13 protein-coding genes are annotated in these 18,703 nt (G+C 54.4%); 7 read left to right on the top strand and 6 right to left on the bottom strand.

Annotated elements, in window-relative coordinates; all coding sequences use genetic code 11:
• Positions 1-83: 83 nt before the first annotated feature.
• Positions 84-1,343, top strand: a complete 1,260-nt coding sequence (locus tag H6G52_RS07225) for a SufS family cysteine desulfurase (RefSeq protein ID WP_099535540.1) — start codon at positions 84-86, stop codon at positions 1,341-1,343.
• A 207-nt stretch (positions 1,344-1,550) separates the two neighbouring features.
• Here the strand turns inward: H6G52_RS07225 and H6G52_RS07230 are convergent, their stop codons facing one another.
• From H6G52_RS07230 to H6G52_RS07240, 3 genes are all read right to left on the bottom strand, one after another.
• Positions 1,551-3,809, bottom strand: a complete 2,259-nt coding sequence (locus tag H6G52_RS07230) for an ATP-binding protein (protein ID WP_190527373.1) — start codon at positions 3,807-3,809, stop codon at positions 1,551-1,553.
• Between the two features lie 611 nt (positions 3,810-4,420).
• Positions 4,421-5,425, bottom strand: a complete 1,005-nt coding sequence (locus tag H6G52_RS07235) for a BMP family ABC transporter substrate-binding protein (RefSeq protein ID WP_190527375.1) — start codon at positions 5,423-5,425, stop codon at positions 4,421-4,423.
• Positions 5,426-5,551: 126 nt separating this feature from the next.
• The gene (locus tag H6G52_RS07240) at positions 5,552-7,045 is read right to left on the bottom strand and encodes an FAD-containing oxidoreductase (protein WP_190527377.1); all 1,494 of its coding nucleotides are present in this window, start codon (positions 7,043-7,045) and stop codon (positions 5,552-5,554) included.
• A gap of 153 nt (positions 7,046-7,198) precedes the next feature.
• On the opposite strand from H6G52_RS07240, the gene H6G52_RS07245 reads away from it, so the two are divergent.
• The 3 genes from H6G52_RS07245 (at position 7,199) to H6G52_RS07255 (ending at position 9,328) form a co-directional block, all read left to right on the top strand.
• Positions 7,199-7,816, top strand: a complete 618-nt coding sequence (locus tag H6G52_RS07245; protein ID WP_190527379.1) for a methyltransferase domain-containing protein — start codon at positions 7,199-7,201, stop codon at positions 7,814-7,816.
• 88 nt (positions 7,817-7,904) lie between these two features.
• The gene (locus H6G52_RS07250) at positions 7,905-8,612 is read left to right on the top strand and encodes a HEAT repeat domain-containing protein (protein ID WP_190527381.1); all 708 of its coding nucleotides are present in this window, start codon (positions 7,905-7,907) and stop codon (positions 8,610-8,612) included.
• Positions 8,613-8,800: 188 nt separating this feature from the next.
• Positions 8,801-9,328 (top strand): phycobiliprotein lyase, encoded by a 528-nt coding sequence (locus H6G52_RS07255; RefSeq protein ID WP_190527383.1) that lies wholly within the window; start codon positions 8,801-8,803, stop codon positions 9,326-9,328.
• Here the strand turns inward: H6G52_RS07255 and H6G52_RS07260 are convergent.
• Positions 9,325-10,806: an adenylate/guanylate cyclase domain-containing protein gene (locus tag H6G52_RS07260; RefSeq protein ID WP_190527386.1), complete on the bottom strand. Its 1,482-nt coding sequence runs from the start codon at positions 10,804-10,806 to the stop codon at positions 9,325-9,327. The genes H6G52_RS07255 and H6G52_RS07260 overlap by 4 nt on opposite strands.
• A gap of 90 nt (positions 10,807-10,896) precedes the next feature.
• Here H6G52_RS07260 and H6G52_RS07265 point away from each other — a divergent pair, with 90 nt between their 5' ends.
• Together H6G52_RS07265 and H6G52_RS07270 are read left to right on the top strand one after the other, a co-directional pair.
• On the top strand, positions 10,897-11,037 hold the full coding sequence (locus H6G52_RS07265; RefSeq protein ID WP_190527388.1) for a hypothetical protein: 141 nt from the start codon (positions 10,897-10,899) through the stop codon (positions 11,035-11,037).
• Positions 11,038-11,673: 636 nt separating this feature from the next.
• Positions 11,674-15,483 carry a PAS domain S-box protein gene (locus tag H6G52_RS07270; protein WP_190527389.1) on the top strand — a complete coding sequence of 1,270 codons (3,810 nt, stop codon included), beginning with the start codon at positions 11,674-11,676 and terminating at the stop codon, positions 15,481-15,483.
• A gap of 133 nt (positions 15,484-15,616) precedes the next feature.
• On the opposite strand, the gene H6G52_RS07275 is transcribed toward H6G52_RS07270, so the two are convergent.
• Both H6G52_RS07275 and rimO read right to left on the bottom strand, forming a co-directional pair.
• Positions 15,617-15,982 carry a phage holin family protein gene (locus tag H6G52_RS07275; protein WP_190354988.1) on the bottom strand — a complete coding sequence of 122 codons (366 nt, stop codon included), beginning with the start codon at positions 15,980-15,982 and terminating at the stop codon, positions 15,617-15,619.
• Between the two features lie 205 nt (positions 15,983-16,187).
• Positions 16,188-17,510, bottom strand: coding sequence for a 30S ribosomal protein S12 methylthiotransferase RimO (gene rimO / locus H6G52_RS07280; RefSeq protein WP_190527391.1), 1,323 nt, complete (start codon positions 17,508-17,510; stop codon positions 16,188-16,190).
• 743 nt (positions 17,511-18,253) lie between these two features.
• Here rimO and H6G52_RS07285 point away from each other — a divergent pair.
• The gene (locus H6G52_RS07285) at positions 18,254-18,670 is read left to right on the top strand and encodes a hypothetical protein (RefSeq protein ID WP_143473013.1); all 417 of its coding nucleotides are present in this window, start codon (positions 18,254-18,256) and stop codon (positions 18,668-18,670) included.
• Positions 18,671-18,703 lie beyond the last annotated feature (33 nt).

The raw sequence follows: 18,703 nt of genomic DNA on the forward strand, positions 1-18,703 counted from the left end.
GCCTCGGTTGATCGCGAGCCAATCACCCCTGCTCCCGGTTGGTCATTAGGTCTACTTCATCCTCTTGTTCTGTTCCCTGTGCCATGACCCTCACCTTGCCCCGCTCGATCGCCCAACAGGTGCGCCCCGATTTCCCGATCCTGGATCAGCGGGTGCATGATCAGCCGCTGGTGTATTTGGACAATGCGGCGACTTCCCAAAAGCCCCGACAGGTGATTGATGCCTTGCGGCACTATTACGAGTGGGACAACGCCAATGTGCATCGCGGGGTTCACACCCTGAGTATGCGGGCCACGGATGCCTATGAAGCGGCGCGGGAAAAAGTGGCTAAGTTTGTGAATGCCCGATCGTTTCAGGAAATTGTGTTCACACGCAATGCCAGCGAAGCGATCAACGTGGTGGCCTACAGTTGGGGCATGAGCCAACTGCAAGCGGGCGATGAAATTATCCTGTCCGTGGCAGAGCACCACAGCAACTTAGTGCCCTGGCAATTGGTGGCCCAACGCACGGGGGCAGTGCTGAAATTCGTGGGCTTGGATGCCACGGAATCTTTGGATTTGGAGCAGTTGCGATCGCTGATTTCCGATCGCACCAAACTGGTCTCCCTGGTGCATGTGTCCAACACCTTGGGCTGTGTTTTGCCCGTGGCCGAGGTGGTGGCCGCCGCTCGATCGGTGGGAGCCAAAGTCTTGCTGGATGCTTGCCAAAGTGCGCCCCACTTGGCCCTGGATGTGCAAGCGCTGGATTGTGATTGGCTGGTGGCTTCTGGCCACAAAATGTGCGCCCCAACGGGCATTGGCTTCCTTTACGGCAAGCTGGAATTGCTGCGATCGATGCCGCCCTTTTTGGGGGGTGGGGAAATGATTGCCGAGGTAGATTTGGAGCGATCGACCTATGCGGACTTGCCCCACAAACTGGAAGCAGGCACACCGGCCATTGGCGAGGCGATCGCCCTGGGCGCGGCGATCGATTACCTAAGCGCGATCGGGATGGATGCCATTCATCACTACGAAGCGGAATTAACCCGCCACCTGTTCGATCGCCTCGGGGCCATTCCCGAAGTGCGCATCTATGGCCCCCGTCCCCAGGCGGATGGGTCCGGCCGGGCGGCTCTGGCGGCCTTCACCGTGGATGGGATTCACGCCCACGATCTCTCCTCATTTTTGGATCAAGAGGGAATCGCCATTCGATCGGGTCACCACTGCACCCAACCCCTGCACAAGTCCCTGAACATTGCTTCCACCGCCCGCGCCAGCCTGTATTTTTACAACACGATCGAAGAAATTGATCGGTTTGCCCAAGCCCTGCACGCCACGATCAACTTCTTCCAGTCCGTCACCTAAGAGGATGTCTGAAAAACCAAAATTGCTACTCTGTACGCCCCAGTGATCGACTTAGACAAGGGGCTTAAGCCCCTTGTCTCCACAACTATTGGTGCTTGCCCGCGCGGTAGTCCTAAGAATGTAAGGATAAGGCAGATCAATCAGCTCAACCGCCCTATGTCACCAACTGCACTGAATCGTTTTCAAAGAAGTTGGAGAACCATGGCGCTAAATTAGCGGAATGCCCACCGTCGCCGCCGGACTGGTGGTGATCGTATTGCTATTGCTATTGACCCGATTCGCAGAAGCTTGGGCAATTCCTTCCCTGGGATCAATGGCCAGATCATGATCAGCATCCGCGTCATGGGGAACGGTGCGGCGTGCCAACTGTGTCAGCCGATCGAGCGGTAACGTAATGGTAAATTCCGCCCCCCCTTGGTGATGGTTCTTGGCTTCCAAGGAACCGCCATGGGTTTCCACAACAATTTGATAGCTAATTGATAGGCCCAATCCTGTGCCTTGACCCACCGGCTTGGTGGTGAAAAAGGGATCAAAAATTTTGTTGGCGGCGGATTCATCCAAACCGGGGCCATTGTCTCGAATCGAAATCACAATTGCTTCATCGAGGCAACCGGTTGTGATCCACAATTGCGGCTGTTCATCATTGGGCAACAAATCCATCGCGTCGATCGCATTGCTCAAAATTTGCAGAAACACCTGATTGAGCTGGCCCGCATAGCAAGTGACGGCGGGCAATTCTCCAAGCGATCGATGCAAGGTAATGCAAGAGCGAGTTGGCATGGGCCCCAGTCGATTTTGCAAGATCGTCAGGGTACTTTCAAGACTGGCATTGAGGTCAACAATTTTGACTTCGGCCTCATCCAGGCGCGCAAATTCTCGCAAGTTGCGAATCAAATCCCGAATGCGAACTGCTCCATATTCCATGGATTGCAGCAATTTTGGATAGTCTTGGAGAATAAAATCATATTCAATTTCTTCCCATTTCTCGCGTATTCTCTCTGGCAACTTGGCCAGGGCTTGTTCCATGGGTTCATCGGACTGATAGCCCAATTCTTGAATACAAATTTGATGTAGTTCAACAATATCTTCAAAATAGGAACGAGCATGGGCAAGGTTGCCAAAAATAAAGCTCACGGGATTATTAATTTCGTGGGCTAATCCGGCCACCAATTGACCCACACTGGACATTTTCTCGGTTTTGATTAGTTGCAATTGGGTATGGCGCAGATCATCCAAGGCCCGTTGCAGTTCGATCGTCCGTTCCAAAACTCGCTGTTCCAATTCTTCATTGGCCTTGCCCAAGGCCACAAAAGATTCCCCCAGCCGGTGGGCCATGTCCTTGAAAGCCCGCGCCAAAATACCCAGCTCATGGCGATCGTGGGTGGCCGCGAGCTGGTCAATGTGGCTGTGTTGATGGAGTTGCAGAAAGGAAGCCCGATCGAGCTTAATCACCTCATAGGTCAGCAATTGCAAGGGATGGATCGCCCGGTGGGCCAAGCGCCAACTGAGCCAGCCGGCCGCCGCTCCCGCCGCGATCGCCCCAAGGGTCATCTGTAAAATCAGGTCACGCAGCGGCGCATAGGCATCGGCCAAGGGCAACTCCGTCACCACTCGCCAGCCGCTGGAGTTGCTGGAGGGGATGGGCGCAACGGTTCCAATCACCTGCGCCTGTTTTAAGCCTTGATATTGGGTCACCTCCCCCGCGATCGCCTGATCCAAATGTTCCGCTAGGTGTTGCCCCTCTAGCTCTAAATTAATAGGAGCGAAGGTGGTGGGATCAGCATCGCTGACCGTTAGCACCACATTGCGCCGATCGAGCAAATAGGTATAGCCCGCCTCCTCACTCCAGGCCTCGCTGAGCACAGAATCCAGGAAATCTAAATTCACCCGGGCCAGCAGTACCCCCGAAATTTGCTCCGAGCGATCGCGAATGGGCACGCTCATCATGATCCAGCGCACCCGCCGATCGTGGAGCTGCTCTGACTCCACCCAACCCACATAGTCTTCGGCCCAGCGGTAGGCCCGCGAGAAGGCTACAGTGTGGTTTTGGTTTTGGGGACGAAAGAGAGGATCTGTGGCCACAAAGGTGACGGGCTGTCCCGATCGATCCAAAATTGCCACCATCTCATAGGCCGAATCGTGGCGAATCAACGCCTCCAGGAGCGATCGCTGCACCGGCACGGGCAACTCCGACAACCCCGTCACCCGCGACAAATAGCCCAATTTGCGCTGGAAATCCTCGAGATAGGTGCTAATGCGCTCAGCCACCGCCCGCGATTGGGCCGCCTGCAACTGATGCAGCGTTTTCAGTTGCACCTGAGTGCTGTTGTAGGCCAACAGGGCCCCAGTGGCCAGCGTTCCCAGGGAGACCATCAAAGTCAGCCCCAAACGGATTTGCAGCGCCAGGGACATGGGCCACCAGCGGCGATAGTTCACCAATTGCTGAAACCGTTGTTTGAGCCTCATTCGTGGCTAATCCATAACGCCTCGCCGGCAGCAGAGGGTTGACGATTGTTCAGCACTTTCCCCTGCACCTTAACCTTCGGCATCATTTGGCGAGCAACTGTTGCTGTTAAACCCATAGCCCAACCATACATCAGCCAGCACATCAGCCAGCACATGGATTAATCGGTTAATCGACCCATCAATCAACCGGCCAATTGACTCATAGCCCAATTGATGAATTCACCCATTCATCAGCCGACTCATCAGCTTGTCCATTGGCTGATCAGCTTGCACCTCAATCAAGGGATCAACCAAGAGATCAATAAGTTGATCGATAGGTTGATCGATGAACCCGTCCATTGGTCGGTTGATTCGGTCTATCAAGCTGTACATCTATTTTCTTGCTGTTCAGCTTGTTCCTTGCGATACCTCAACTCCTTGGCTATTCAGCTTGCAGTCTAGGAGGAATTTTCCGAGCGGATTGATCCCCACTGAACTAAATTCAACCAAAACCCCAAATTCAATCATGGCCAATACCAAAGCCAATACCTAAATCAATACCTGTTTTAAGTGCGCTGGTAATTGCCACGAGAGATTGAGAGTACTTGATCCAATCCCAAAACCCTGATGGCTTAACGCTCCTCTAAAACCTCCAAGCGGCCGCTACGAATTTGGTCATGAAGATCCGCAATTTCCTTTTGACTCTCAGGGTTCAGGTTACCAGTGGTGGGAATAAATTCCAGCACCCGTTCTGATAGCCCAAAGAGGTATTGGCGACCTTCCCAACGTCCCCGTTGGGCCAGCCGGGCCCCATGCAAAATTAGCTCTGGCACGTGGATGAGGCCACTGGCCAAAATTAAGTTGGGGGCCAATTTGCGAGAATCGGGGCCCAACACCACCATGGGCAATTGGCGATCGACCGCTACGTTAACAATGGCAGGATTATTCGTCCAACAGTTCATGGCCAAGCCATCAATTCCCGCGCCGATCAGCTTTTGGGTGAGGGCGATCGCCTTGGGTTCATCATCAAAACTCCCCACCCATTCGATCGAAAGCTTGCGATCGGGGGCAAAGCGGCGCAGGGCATTTTGAAAGGCTAAGTTGAATTGCTTAATGGGCGGGGTGGGCAGGCTGGTGACGAGGCCAATATGTTGCAATTTGGGCTGCAAGGCCAAGGTTGCCCCCAATAGATAGCCCAATTCAGCATTGCGATAGCCCAAGGCTCCGAAATTCCGGTTGTTGCCACTGTCGCTAGCCACTATGGCAAAACGGGTACGGGGGTAGCGCACCGCCGCCTTGACCATATCGTCGCGGAAGGTTCCGCTGTGGCCAATGATGAAGCCGAAACCTTCTTTGGCGTAGCGATCGAGCGCTTGCGGCAAGCTGGCAGGTAACCCCTTATTGATGTCATCGGTGTAGGCAATTTCTGCGTTTAATTCCCGCTCAATGCGCCCGAGGCCGGTCATCCCTTCTCGGCACCAATCGTCACTGTCTGCGCCCCGAGGCAACAGCATCGCCACCTTGAACAACGCAGCTCGGCGGCTGCGCTGGGGCGTGCTGGGCGCGAAGGTGCAATTGTTGAGGACGATCGCGCTACCGGCAGCGCCGAGGCCATACAGCAAATCCCGTCGTTTCATAGCAGTCGTTCAGTGGAGAGGGAAGAAGAGGGAAGGGTCAGAAGCGGTGTCTGGGGTAGGCAGGTGGCTAAGCCAACCAAACCAGGCGGCTTGCTTGGGGCCCGCCGTCTGCGATCGAGAGGCGACCTAGCTCCAACGATGCAACCAGCCCAGTAACTGGCGGGTGCGATCGGACAGTTGAGTTTTGCGATAGGCATCCGCCGCTTTTTTGATGCATTCAGCCTGGGTGGGGTAGGGATGCACCACTTTGGCGAGCCGGCCCAGCCCCCAACCGGCGGCCATGGCCAAGGTAATTTCGCCAATGGTTTCGCCCGCGTGGGGAGCAATGAGCGTGGCCCCCAAAATTTGGTCTCGATCAGGGGCTAGCCACACTTGCAAGCACCCTTCGGCAACCCGATCGGTCTGGGCCCGATCAACTTGGCTTAAGGGTACTTCAATCAACCGAGGGGCCGGCCCCGGGACAATTGGGCTAATTCCCTCTCCGGGATCAATCCAGCCCACGCTGGCCACTTCCGGATCGGTGTAGGTGACTCGGGGCATGGTGACCTTGCCCCAGCGGCCCTTGCCCAGGCCAAAGGGCGTGAATAGCGCATTTTGCAAAACAAGACGGGCCGCCGCATCGGCCGCGTGGGTGAATCGATCGCCCTGGCACACGTCGCCCGCCGCAAAGATGCGAGGATTGCTGGTTTGCAGAAAATCATTGACGGCGATTCCTTGGGGGCCAAGGGCCACTTGGGCCGCTTCCAGGTTCAGGGTTTCAACATTGGGCGATCGACCAGCAGCCACCAGAATTTCATCCACAGCAATCGCAGGATGTTGGGCCATCTGAATTTCACAACCCAAGGGCGATCGATCCACTTGGGTCACCGTTTGCCCCGTCAACACCGTGATTCCCTCCCGCTCCAAGGCCCGTTGCACAATGGCAGCGGCGGCAGCACTTTCGCGCGGCAACAGGCGCGATCGCCGTTGAATCAGGGTCACGTGGGTTCCCAGTCGGGCAAAGGCCTGGGCCAGTTCGCAGCCGATCGGGCCGCCACCCAAAATGGCCAGGCGATCGGGCCGCTGCACCCAGTTAAAAAGAGTCTCGTTGGTGACAAAGCCGGCTGCGGCCAAGCCCGGAATTGGCGGCACATGTGGGCGGGTTCCGGTGGCAATCACGGCTTTTTTGAACCGCAGCGTTTGGGAACCCACTGCGATCGTCCGAGGATCTTGAAAGCGCCCTTCGCCCAAAAACACATCGACCCCCAGCCCCTGAAACCGCTGGGCTGAGTCATGCACCGCCAAGCGAGATCGCACGGCCCGCAGTTGGGCCATGGCCGCCGCAAAGGTTTCCGGTTCCACGGGCGATCGGGCCGCTTTGGCCGCCGCAATCAAGCTCTTGGAAGGAACACAGCCCACATTCAAGCAGTCCCCACCCAACCAGCGGCGCTCAATGAGGGCCACCTTTAGCCCCAAGCCCAAGCCCGCTGCACCGGCCGCCGCCACCAAACCCGCCGGCCCGCCGCCCACCACCACCAAGTCATAGCAATCTGCCGGTTGCGGATTCACCCAATCTTCCGGGGCGATCGCTGCTAGCCACTGTTGATTGAACGAATCCTGAGGAAGGGCGATCGATTGCATAATTCAGAGGTCGTGAAATGGGGGTGTGAAATGGGGCGAGATGGAAATCTTGGACAGGAAAAAGCACCGTCAGACCGTACCTAAATAATGACCAAAGAATAATGGTCAAAGAACTGATTCACCAATTCATCAACTAACGGCAAACACCTCAACATGGTTCTGAACGAGGAACAATCAACGATCGATTTTTGGGAAACGGCCTACCAAACGGGCAAAACCGGTTGGGACTTGGGACAACCATCACCTGTTTTGGTGGCCTGGGCCGATCGCCCCGATGTGACACCGGGAGGACGCATGGCCGTGGTGGGCTGCGGCCGCGGCCATGACGCGGTGTTTTTGGCCGATCGGGGCTTTCAGGTCGTGGGGTTTGATTTGGCCCCTTCTGCCATCGCCGAAGCTGACCGGGCTGCCCGCGATCGGGGTGTGGCGGCGGAATTTGTGCAGGCGGATATTTTCAATTTGGCGGCCAATTGGGCTGGGCAATTTGATTGGGTGATTGAGCACACCTGCTTTTGTGCGATCGATCCCAGTCTGCGGCCGACCTATGTGCAGGCCGTGCGATCGCTCCTGAAGGATCAAGGCTCCTTGGTGGCGGTGTTTTTCGCCCACGATCGCCCCGGTGGCCCGCCCTTTGGCACCAGCATTGCCGAAATTCAGCAACTTTTTGAGCCACAGTTCGTGATCCAAGAACTGCAACAATCGGCTCACTCCATCGATCGACGACGCAATGAGGAATATTTGGGTTGGTTGCGGCCGCGGCTGGCCCCGTGATCCCCGGTCATGTCTGGGGAGAGTTGGCCCTTGGTATGATGGTGAAATGCTCGGCCAATTCGTCGATCCGTTTTGGTAGCCTCACCCCATGTCCGACCCCAATCTTGATCGCATTGCCGACCAACTCGAAAGCCCCAATTCGCGCGATCGGCTCCTGGGCCTCACGGCTCTGCGGGATGTGTCGCCGGTTGATGCCGTACCGCTGATTAAAAAAGTTCTCAACGACGACCATTTGCAAGTGCGCACCATGGCCGTTTTTGCCCTAGGACTGAAGCCCACAGAGGAATGTTTTGATCTGCTGATGGGCCTGTTGGCGGACAAAGACTACAGCATCCGCGCCAATGCAGCCGGAGCGCTGGGCTATTTGCACGACACCCGCGCCGTTGAACCCCTGATCCGCCTGTTCTATGAGGATACGGATTGGTTGGTGCGCTTCAGTGCGGCCGTTTCGTTAGGGAACTTGGGCGATCCACGCGCCCGCAAAACCCTGATTGATGCGCTGGATAGTGCGGAGGTGATTGTGCAGCAGGCGGCGATCGCGGCGCTGGGCGAGGTGGGAGCCGTGGAAGCCGTTGAGCGGATGTTGACCTTTGTGCAGTCGGATGATTGGCTGGTGCGGCAACGCTTGGCGGAATCGTTGGGTAAGTTGCCCAGTGAGAAGAGCCGATCGGCCCTGAAATATCTTGCTAAAGATAGCCATCCCCAGGTGGCCGAAGCGGCACACTATGGATTGCAACAGCTTGATCAGCTCGATCAACCGTCGAATCCTGCGGCCGATCAGCCCCTGGATTCATAACCTGGATTCATAACCTGGATTCATGGGGAGTTTGAGTTGCTTGGCCTGGCTCAGATCCAGACTGTGACCCGGCCAGGCGATCGCAACAAATTTTCGGCTTCCCAGGGCCAAATCCATTTCAGCCCTGACCTTTTTTGAGTATTTTTTTACGGCAAAACCCTAATCAACCATCAATTCTTTGTTTCATCATGAGCACGATCGCTGAGTTTTTAGAAAAATGTGTGGGTAAGTGGTTTTCCCAACGGACGGGCCACAATTTGACCGATCGCAAATCCGTTTTGGGCAAAGGGGATCTTTGGATGGAGACCCTAACGGCCGACGCACCGGAGGCGATCGCCCTTTGTCAGAAATATGGGGCCGATCCGCAGGCGATCGCGGCGGGGCTGAAAATGCGTTGGGAAGCGATCACGGCTTCTCCGAATAAGGAATTGGGATCCTCGGTGCTGTTGGCTTTGGCTCCGGATCCGTCGGGCGCGGGGCCGCTGTTGGCCACGCCGGGCAGCAACGGCCAACCCCAACCCGGTCGCTACAGTTTCGGCAGCGATGGGGCCCTGTGGATTACCCTGCCGGTGGAGGGTGGCTGGATTGAGGAGCGAATTTGGTTTGCTAGCGATAATCTCCGGTTTCGATCGAGCACCACAACCCGATCGGACGGCCCCACCTTTGCCTCCTTCTGCTCCGAAATTCGGATGGGCGTAACGCCACCCAAGGCCTAGGAGGGCTGGCGATTTCCCGACAATCCTGAGGCGATCGGGGGGTGGGCCGCCGGGTTCGCGGCTGCGCCATTCATGGGGCCGTTGGTTGCCAATCGATCGAGCAACCAATAGGTGGTCATTGTGCCTTTGCCCTTGATGGCAATTTCGCCCCGCCGCTCAAATTGGAAGCGGTCGCGCAGGGTTTGGTAAACCGCTTCGGTCACCTGGATTTGGCCCGGCATTCCATGGGACTCCATTCGGCTGGCCGTGTTCACCGTGTCGCCCCACAGGTCGTAAATAAACTTGCGGATGCCAATCACACCGCCCACCACCGGCCCCGTGTGGATCCCGATCCGGATCGAAAAGGGGTGCTGGGTGGAGTCGGCGGCGGGCTGGTAGGCCACGATCGCCCGTTGCATGGCCAGCGCCATTTCCGCCACCGCCGTCACACAGTCCGGGTGCGGATCCGGAACACCCCCCACGACCATGTAGGCATCCCCGATCGTCTTGATTTTTTCGAGGCCATAGGTATCGGCCAGCGCGTCAAAGGTGGAAAAAATGTGATTGAGCTGTTGCACCAACTCGCCCGGGGTGATGTGGGCTGCTAGTCCGGTGAAATCCACCAAATCCGCAAACAGCACCGTTGCCTGTTCAAACCGTTCTGCGATCGGGTGTTCGCCCCGTTTCAATCGTTCCGCGATCGCGGGGGGCAAAATATTCAGCAGCAAGCTTTCCGATTCCCGCTCTGCCCGTCGCCGCTCCAAAATTTCCTGGTGAATCCGGTTATACATATGCCGGAAGGCCGTAATTACCTCCCCCAACTCATCGGGGCGATCGACCTGGCAGGCATACAACATCTCCCCAGAGGTATCCTCACGACTGATTAAGTCCGCCGCTCGCCGCAGGTCATCGCGCATTTGCAAAATCGGCACGATCGCCACCCGCGACAACACCACCATCGTCACCCCCGTTGCAAACACCGAAATCAGCACCACCAATCCCAGAATGCGGAAAATAAAAGCCCGCAATTCCGCATAAACCGGGTTCATGTCGTGGCGAACCACCAGGGTGTAGTTACGTCTGGCATCGGGCGGCCAAGCCAAATCGAGCCGTTGTTGATCGCGGCTCAGTTGTTCACGGCGACCCGCGGCCACCGCCGTGATGGTCAACTCAGGCTGTTCGCCCACCGTGGCCACCAAACGCCCCGATCGGTCATAGAATGCCAGCCCCTTCCACAGGGAAATCGGGTCATCTGTCTGATTGGCCAACCGCTGGGCCAACCGCACGGGATCCTGAAACTCCGGTGCAGCCTGCGACCAACGCGCCAGGGTCACCACCTTGGCGGTGGAAATCCGTTGCATGTAGTCAATTAGCTCACGTTCCCTTCGCCAATAGGAGGGAATGAGAATCACCGCCTCAATGGTCACAATACTAAACAACACCCCCAAGGCCACCGTTCGCGACAAACGAGCCTGAAAAGGTTGCAGCAAACGTTTCATGGGGATGAGCGGGGCGAAATTAGAATGGCAGTCCCATAGCTTGCTTGGGTGGGGCTGTCCTCAGTGTAGTCGGCGGAACCAGCACAGTGCATGGGGGAATCGGGGCAGGCAATCGATCGCCCTCGGTCACCGCCGGATCGCCCCCAAGGGCAGGGCAACCCTGACAGCCCTTACGGCTCGATCGCGCCCAAAACCGGACAAGCGACCCGATCGGGTTTTGAGTGGCGCTGACCATCACACCGCGATCAAGAACAGTTTTGTCTCTTTGCAATTCATCCCCCCAAAGCCCGATTCGGAAAGCGGTCTGTTGACCCATCCCCCGGTTTTTGAAAACCCGTAGCATTGCTTGAAATCTGTGACCAAGCTCACTTACTAATCATCCGGTTTAAGGGTGATCAACCCCGCAAAGATTAACGATGTCGGCCCAAACTCGATCGCCCTCGCAGAAAATGTTTAAACGGTCAAAATTGATACTCTGCTTACCCCATTGATCGACGAAGACAAGGGACTTAAGCTCCTTGCCTCCATGACCACTAGCGCTTTGCCAGCACCCCAAGTTATTTCTCAGATATCTTCTCAGTTCTGAATTCCCAAAGCTTCATTCCCAATCTTTAATTTCTAAGGCTTCATTTTCAAAATTTGATCTCTAGCGCTTTATTTTCAAGACTTGTTTTGAGCGCAATTAAAGCACAACAGGATTGATTTCCCATCACCGATCGGTCACCCTTGCCCAAGTTAATGATCCCAGCAACACAGTCAAATGCGGCCAATCATAAAAATGAATAAGGAGATGAATCCAGAGAATTGGCCCCGATCGCAAGGTATAACCATGATTCACCACTTGTTTCTACGTCTGCCCCGCTAGCTATGACTGACTTCCTCCAGCCTGATCCTGAAGTTCAGCATCTACGACAACAGCTTGCACAATCCCAAACTGCCTTGGCCGAAGCCCAAGCGCAGCTAAAAGCCCTGCAAGCCAAACTGGAGGAGTCCAAGCCTCGTCAGCCCATCCCGGCCCAAAAATCCCCATCAATATTTTTGAATAATCCCTTGAAGTGGCAGCAGATTATGGATCTCCTGCCCGTTTGTATTGCCTATTGCGATCGGGATTTATATTATCGCTACGTTAACCAAAGTTATGAGGATTGGTTTGGTCTCTGTCCTCAAGAGATTTGCGGAAAGCGAGTCGCTGAGGTAATCGGTCAACAGGCTTATCAATTCGTGAAACCCCACATCGATCGGGTCTTAAAAGGGGAAATTGTGACCTATGAAAGTGTTATTCCCTATGCCCAAGGAGGCCAGCGCTATATTCGAGCTACCCTGATTCCCGACCAAGCGATCGATCAAAGCGTTCATGGTTATTACGCCATGATTATTGACTTCACAGAGCACTTTCAACTAGAACATGCTCTCCAGGAAAGTCAGCAAAAATATCGAACGCTCTTTGAAATTTTGCCCGTTGGGGTTTCCATCGCCAACGCCAGCGGTCAGATTTTGGAAGCCAATCCAGAATCCAAACGAATTTTAGGCGTTTCCAAAGAAGAACATACTCAGCGCACCTGCGATTCCCCAGTGTGGGAAATTTTGCGATCGGACGGTAGCCCCATGCCCGCCGAAGAATATCCCTCAATTCGGGCCTTACGTGAAGGTTGTCCGATTCAAAATATCGAGCAAGGCATTGTGCGGCCCGATGGCACTTTGCGCTGGATTATGACCAGTGCAGCCCCCATTCCATTAGACCCCTATGGTGTCGCCATTGCTTACATTGACATCACCGATCGCAAAGCCACAGAAGAAGCCCTACGCCGCAGCAACGCCCACTATCAATCCTTAGCCAATGTATTACCACAATCCCTTTTTCGTGAAGACTGTCAGGGGCGTTGCACCTTTGCCAATCAGGCATTTTTAAACTTGCTGAATTTGTCAGATTCAGAAATTTTTGGCAAAACGGTTTATGACCTCTATCCCAATGATTTAGCAGCTCGCTACAACCAAGAAACACGCTGGGTTTTGGAAACTGGTCATATTTTAGATGTCATTGAACCCCATCCAACACTGAGCGGCTCTCAAGAGGGTTCTGAATTAAGTCTTGTGCAGGTGGTGAAGACTCCTGTTCGGGATAGCGATGGCCAGATTATTGGCATTCAAGGCATTTTTTGGGATGTGACAGAACGAGTCCATTTAGAACGAGCACTACGTGAATCGGAAATTAAACTCAATGCCGTTTTAAGCAACACGGCTGCGGCCATTATGAGCGCCTATGTTTTTTCCGATGACAGCCATCGCTATGATTACTGCTCGGCTGGATGTGAAGATTTATTTGGCTATCATCCTTCGGAATTTTTAGCCAATCATCAATTGTGGTTATCGATTGTTCATCCTGAAGATCTTCAAAAGATTGTTCTGCCCAATTTCGAAAGTATTTTGGCAGAAGAAACATTTCAGTTCAGTTACCGATTTCGTCATCGAAGTGGAGAATGGCGCTGGGCGATGGTAACCGGCACATCACAATGGGATTCTGAAATCAATGGTTGGCGCGTCACGAAATTTCACATCAACATTACCAATCAAAAACGCTTGGCTGATGATCTGAAAATCATTAACGATTTATATAATCTCGCCATTCAGAGTATTGGTGAAGGCGTTTGGGATTGGAATATTTTGGATGATTCCATTTTGGTATCGGAACGCTATTTAGAGCTGTTGGGCGAAGAGCGACGAGGAATTCAATCACCACAACTCTTTGCTGAAGCTGCTTTTTCCCAAAAAATCCATCCTGAGGATCAAGAGCGGTGGGAAAAAGCTTTAATGGCCCATCTTCAGAGCTATGAACGCTATGACATTGAAGTACGATTTCAACATGCCCAAGGGCATTACATTTGGGTGCGAATTCGTGGGCAAGCGGTTTGGAATGGGCAAGGGGAACCAGTCCGGATGGTAGGGACGATCGAGGATATCAGCGATCGCAAATTTGCAGAGGCGGCCCTCAATCAACGGGAGCAGGAATTTCGCAACTTGGCAGAAAATTCACCGGATTGCATTATGCGGTGCGATCGGGAAGGGCGCTTTCTCTATGTCAACCGCACGGTTTTGCAACTTTGCAGAATTGCTGAACAGGATTTTATTGGTAAAACTAGCAGAGAGTTAGGATTTCCAGAAGACCTAGTTCAAATGTGGCATGAGGGGATGGCAACGGTTTTGGAAACCGGTCAGAAGGCTTTTTTAGAATATGAAATGCTGTTGCCGGACGGTGGCCATATTTTTCAGTCTTGGGTGGTTCCGGAGGTGATGCAAACGCCCATTTTTGATCGAGAGCACCCCAGCGCATCGATGACCGCACCCCGTTGGACGAGTTTGGAACATCTGCAAAACTTCATGGCCAGTTCGGCGCTGAACACAGCCCCATTGGGCAATTCTGCAACAGCGGAATCTCAGTCATCGAATGTGATGGTTAGTTCAACGGTAATCGAATCGTTGCTAGTTGTGGCGCGGGATATTACCCATCTCAAGCGAGCGCAAATTGCCCTTCGCCAACAGGCCGATCGGGAACGAACCTTGCGTTCCATTACCCAACATATTCAAAGCAGTCTTGATTTGAGCGAAATTTTGGATATTGCGGTGACGGAAGTGCATCGAACCCTGCAAGCCGATCGCACCTTTATCCTGCGTTTCCATGGGGATTATTCAGGATCAATTATTCAAGAGGTCGTGAAAACAGACTATCCTTCCGTGCGCGATCGACAGTGGCCCAAAACCAACGCCCTCTGGTCACGGTCTAGGGCAGAATCTGCGCCTCGGACACAAATTATTCAAGAAATTCCGATCGATCGCCCTCAAATACACTTGGCACGGTTGATGGAAGCCACGGGAGCACAATCTCAAGTGATGGCTGCCATTGTGGGCACTTTGCCCCATGGTGAATCGCATGTTTGGGGACTTTTGATTGTGCAGGCCTGTGCTAATGCCCGTTCTTGGCAAGGAGATGAAGCCGAATTGTTGCAACAGGTGGCGGATCAGTTGGCGATCGCCATTCAACATTCTGAACTATTGGAACAGTTTCGATCGCAAGCGGAGCAACTCCAACAGGCTAACCATTTTTTGGAAGAAATTAACATTAAGCTCAATGATTTGAGTAACCGCGATGGACTCACGCAAATTGCCAACCGCCGCTGTTTTGATGTGGTTTTGCAACAGGAATGGCAACGGTGTCAGCGAATTCAAGAACCGCTATCACTGATTTTATTTGATGTGGATTTCTTCAAAAAATATAACGATTTGCATGGACACCCAGCCGGTGATCAGTGCCTAATTAGCATTGCGCGATCGATTGATGGATTACTTCAGCGCAACACAGACTTGGTGGCTCGGTATGGCGGTGAGGAATTTGTGGTGGTGTTGCCCCACACCGATTCTGGTGGTGCAACCCAAATTGCAGAATTGATTCGCAAAACTGTTTTGAATCTGCAAATTTTCCATTCAGAGCACCAAGGAATTACCCATCATGTAACTGTGAGTTTGGGAATTGCCAGCCAAGTGCCTCAGCTTGATCGCCCCTGCCAAGATTTGGTGCAAGCGGCCGATCGGGCCCTTTACCAAGCCAAGTCCCTTGGTCGTAATACTTGGGTGTTGGCTAGCGATGACTTACCCAATCAATATCCCAGCTCCGATCAGGATTGAAACGAAAAATTAACGGCAGAAAACCAGCACAGACAAGGGGCTTAAGCCCCTTGCCCTCCATGGCTTTGCAGCAAAAGAATCAGAAGTTTAGTACTTGAGAAATTGCTGCCATTGACCGATCGCTTTAGCTATCTTATTGGTTGAGAACGGGCAGGAAATTTCCCAGAACTCCCAGCACCAATGATTGGAAAATGCTAATAAAAACTGCCCCTAGCAAGGCGCTCCAAATGCCATTTTTGAGGCGGAAACCTTCCACCAACCAAGCAGCTAACCCAAATAGCAAGGTGCTAACAATTAAAGAAAACAAGCCCAGCGTGAGCAACTTGGGTAAGAAGGTGAGCCAGCCGGGAACGGCCCGCGCCAACCCCTGTAAAACGCCCAAAACAATACCGGCGATCAAGGCCTTCCAAGGGCTATCGACTTCCACGCCAAACGGCAAATAGGTTAGCAGAATCAGGCCGACGGCAATGACGACGGCCACGATCAGAAAAGAAACCACAATTCCTCATCCTTGGGGACACACCCCGGTTGATCCACCCACGATTCGATCGGGCAGTCGCGGCAGGAGTCCGATCAGCGGTGGATGGGCTGAAGCGGCGAGAGCTGGCCCCTTCGGAAATGGCTCCTTGGGAAAGCCAGCCCGCGCGCTTTTCAATTCTGAGCGATCGCCCTCGGATTTGAGTAGAGCTGGTGGGGCAAATTCTTTAGGCGGAGACGGCAACCTCGCCAAATAGATCGTAGGGTTCGGCGGCGGTGATCGTGACCGGGACGATCGCCCCCAGGCGAGCCGGCCCAGTGACATAGACCAAACCATCCACATCGGGAGAATACCGAGCCGATCGACCCAAGAATTGTCCCGTTTTCGGGTTCACCTGCTCAATCAGCACATCCACCGTTTGGCCCACGTAGGCCTGATTTCGCTTCAGGGAAATGGGCTGTTGCAGGGCCATCAGTCGATCGCGCCGACCATCCATCACTTCCTGCGGGAGTTGGTTGGGCAAATTAAACGCGGCGGTTCCCTCCTCGGGCGAGAAGGTGAACACCCCCACATGGTCAAATTCGTGGCGCTGCACAAAGTCGCACAAATGCTCAAAGTGCTCCTCCGTTTCGCCGGGAAAGCCCACGATGAACGTGGTGCGCATGACGGCATTGGGCAATTGCTCGCGAATTTGGGCCAAGAGCCGATCGTTCACATTGGCCTGCCAAGGGCGATTCATCGATCGCAGCACTTCCGGATGGGAATGCTGGAGCGGCAAATCAATATAGGGCAAGATATTCGGCGTTTCCCGAATGGCCGCAATCACCGATTCTGTCAGCCCCGTGGGATAGGCATAGTGGATTCGCACCCAAGGAATGTCCACCTCACCGAGGGCCCGCAACAGCTCCGCCAGCTTGGGCTTGCCATAGCGGTCTAGGCCGTAGTTGGTGGTGATTTGGGAAATCAAGATTAGCTCTTGCACCCCTTCATCGGCCAGCTTGTGGGCTTCGGCCACAATCGACTCGATCGAGCGCGATCGCTGGTCGCCCCGCAAGTGGGGAATGATGCAGAACGCACAGCGGTAGTCACACCCCTCCGCCACCCGCAGGTAGGCCGTGCCTTCGGCCGTGGTGCGATAGCGAGGGACGGTCTCATCGGCAATGTAGGTTGGTTCTTCCGAAATTTCCTGAACGCGCTCGCCCGCTTCCGTTCGCTGCACCACATCCACAATCTTGTGATAGTCGCCCGTGCCCACCACGGCCACGGCTTCCGGAATTTCATCCAAAAGGGTGTCCCGAAAGTGTTGAGCCATGCAGCCCGTGATCACAATTCGTTTGCCCGCTTCCGCCAGGGAAACCAAGGTGCGCACCGATTCTTCCCGCGCCTCTTGAATGAAGCTACAGGTGTTGACGATCGCGTAGTCTGCCGCATCGTCGTTGGCACTCACGTCATAGCCTGCCTGGGCTAGCAGGCCCATCATATGCTCGGTGTCAATGCGATTTTTTTCGCAACCGAGGTGAGTAACGGCGATCGTGGGTTTTCCAGCCATAGCTTGCAGTTGCAGTGCCGTTGAAGCGAGGGGTTAAGGGGTTAGCAGAGTCGAATCCACAATTATTCACCATATCAGCCCAAATTGCGCGTCCAATCGATCCCAGGGATTTTGATCAGATTTCTGGCGGGTGGGGAATGGTATGACTGGGGTGATGCGCGGGGTGATGTATGGGGTGATACATGGGAGACGGATGAGGCAATGCCTGGGGCTTGAGGGGGCTTGGGCTGGCGAAATTGGAGTTGAGCAACGGGGCCGATCGCCCGGAGCCGCCAATCCGCCATCGCCCCTTGTGCGGAATTCTCCTTCTGGCTGATCTGCACGGAATTTTCCCGATCGGCACTGTACCTTAGAGGAAGAGATAGGCAGTCTCTGTATCGACGATCGCCTCAATTTGTCCCAACTATACGGACAAGACTGGTGCAACTCCCGGTAGCCTGCCATTGCCAGCTCAAGGCTGCTTTGTTTGGGATCACCAACCCGCTGCTCCATTCCTGGCAGCATACGGGGCAACCGTAAGGGTTAAGTAGCCGATCGTGGGGTTGATCGCTAATGGGTCTCTAACCGATCGCTCACCGATCGTTCCCGATCGTGCTCGATCGCCCGTGATCGGTTTTGAGCGCAAACGCAAGGTGGCGTTAACCGCGTTTCGAGGGTGCATCAGCCGGCGATTCATGAGGAATTTTTGAAAATCGCATGAAAATCGCATGAAACTTGACAGCTCCGCTATTGCCCACAAAGCTATGCAACATTTACCCGAAAGCATTAGCGACGCAATTAACACCAGCGAACTCGGCGCGTTGATTGCTGAACACCGCAACACCCTGTTGTGCGAATTGTTACGCCCCATGCTGGATACCCTCGATCGGGAAGGCATCCAATTTTCTGCCGTGTTGCGTGCCCTGGCCACCGTGGCCAACGAACGCAGCAGCCAGCTTGAGGCCCTGAATGGATCGAACCCTTGGGAGCGCTGCAATAAGCTCTTACACCAAGCCCGTGCCAGCGCTGAAGAGGCCGAACGCGCACTGCGCCCCAAAAGCCGCACCAGCCCCCGATCGATCGCAACTCCCGCCGCGATCGAACTGCGGGAAACCCGGCCCTCCTTGGACGAGCTGCCCGAAGAAGAAGCCTGGGCCCGAGAGCTACTGAGTGAATCCTGAAGACAAGGGGCTTCAGCCCCTTGCCCGCAATTT

The sequence above is a fragment of the Limnothrix sp. FACHB-881 genome (genome assembly GCF_014698135.1).
GTDB lineage: Bacteria > Cyanobacteriota > Cyanobacteriia > CACIAM-69d > CACIAM-69d > CACIAM-69d.

Bases quoted from the DNA above. Each gene is read 5' to 3' on its own strand.
- H6G52_RS07230 (WP_190527373.1), bottom strand. From the start codon at position 3,809: ATGAGGCTCAAACAACGGTTTCAGCAATTGGTGAACTATCGCCGCTGG.
- rimO (WP_190527391.1), bottom strand. From the start codon at position 17,510: ATGGCTGGAAAACCCACGATCGCCGTTACTCACCTCGGTTGCGAAAAA.
- H6G52_RS07260 (WP_190527386.1), bottom strand. From the start codon at position 10,806: ATGAAACGTTTGCTGCAACCTTTTCAGGCTCGTTTGTCGCGAACGGTG.
- H6G52_RS07250 (WP_190527381.1), top strand. From the start codon at position 7,905: ATGTCCGACCCCAATCTTGATCGCATTGCCGACCAACTCGAAAGCCCC.
- H6G52_RS07225 (WP_099535540.1), top strand. From the start codon at position 84: ATGACCCTCACCTTGCCCCGCTCGATCGCCCAACAGGTGCGCCCCGAT.
- H6G52_RS07235 (WP_190527375.1), bottom strand. From the start codon at position 5,425: ATGAAACGACGGGATTTGCTGTATGGCCTCGGCGCTGCCGGTAGCGCG.
- H6G52_RS07270 (WP_190527389.1), top strand. From the start codon at position 11,674: ATGACTGACTTCCTCCAGCCTGATCCTGAAGTTCAGCATCTACGACAA.
- H6G52_RS07265 (WP_190527388.1), top strand. From the start codon at position 10,897: ATGGGGGAATCGGGGCAGGCAATCGATCGCCCTCGGTCACCGCCGGAT.
- H6G52_RS07255 (WP_190527383.1), top strand. From the start codon at position 8,801: ATGAGCACGATCGCTGAGTTTTTAGAAAAATGTGTGGGTAAGTGGTTT.
- H6G52_RS07285 (WP_143473013.1), top strand. From the start codon at position 18,254: ATGCAACATTTACCCGAAAGCATTAGCGACGCAATTAACACCAGCGAA.
- H6G52_RS07240 (WP_190527377.1), bottom strand. From the start codon at position 7,045: ATGCAATCGATCGCCCTTCCTCAGGATTCGTTCAATCAACAGTGGCTA.
- H6G52_RS07245 (WP_190527379.1), top strand. From the start codon at position 7,199: ATGGTTCTGAACGAGGAACAATCAACGATCGATTTTTGGGAAACGGCC.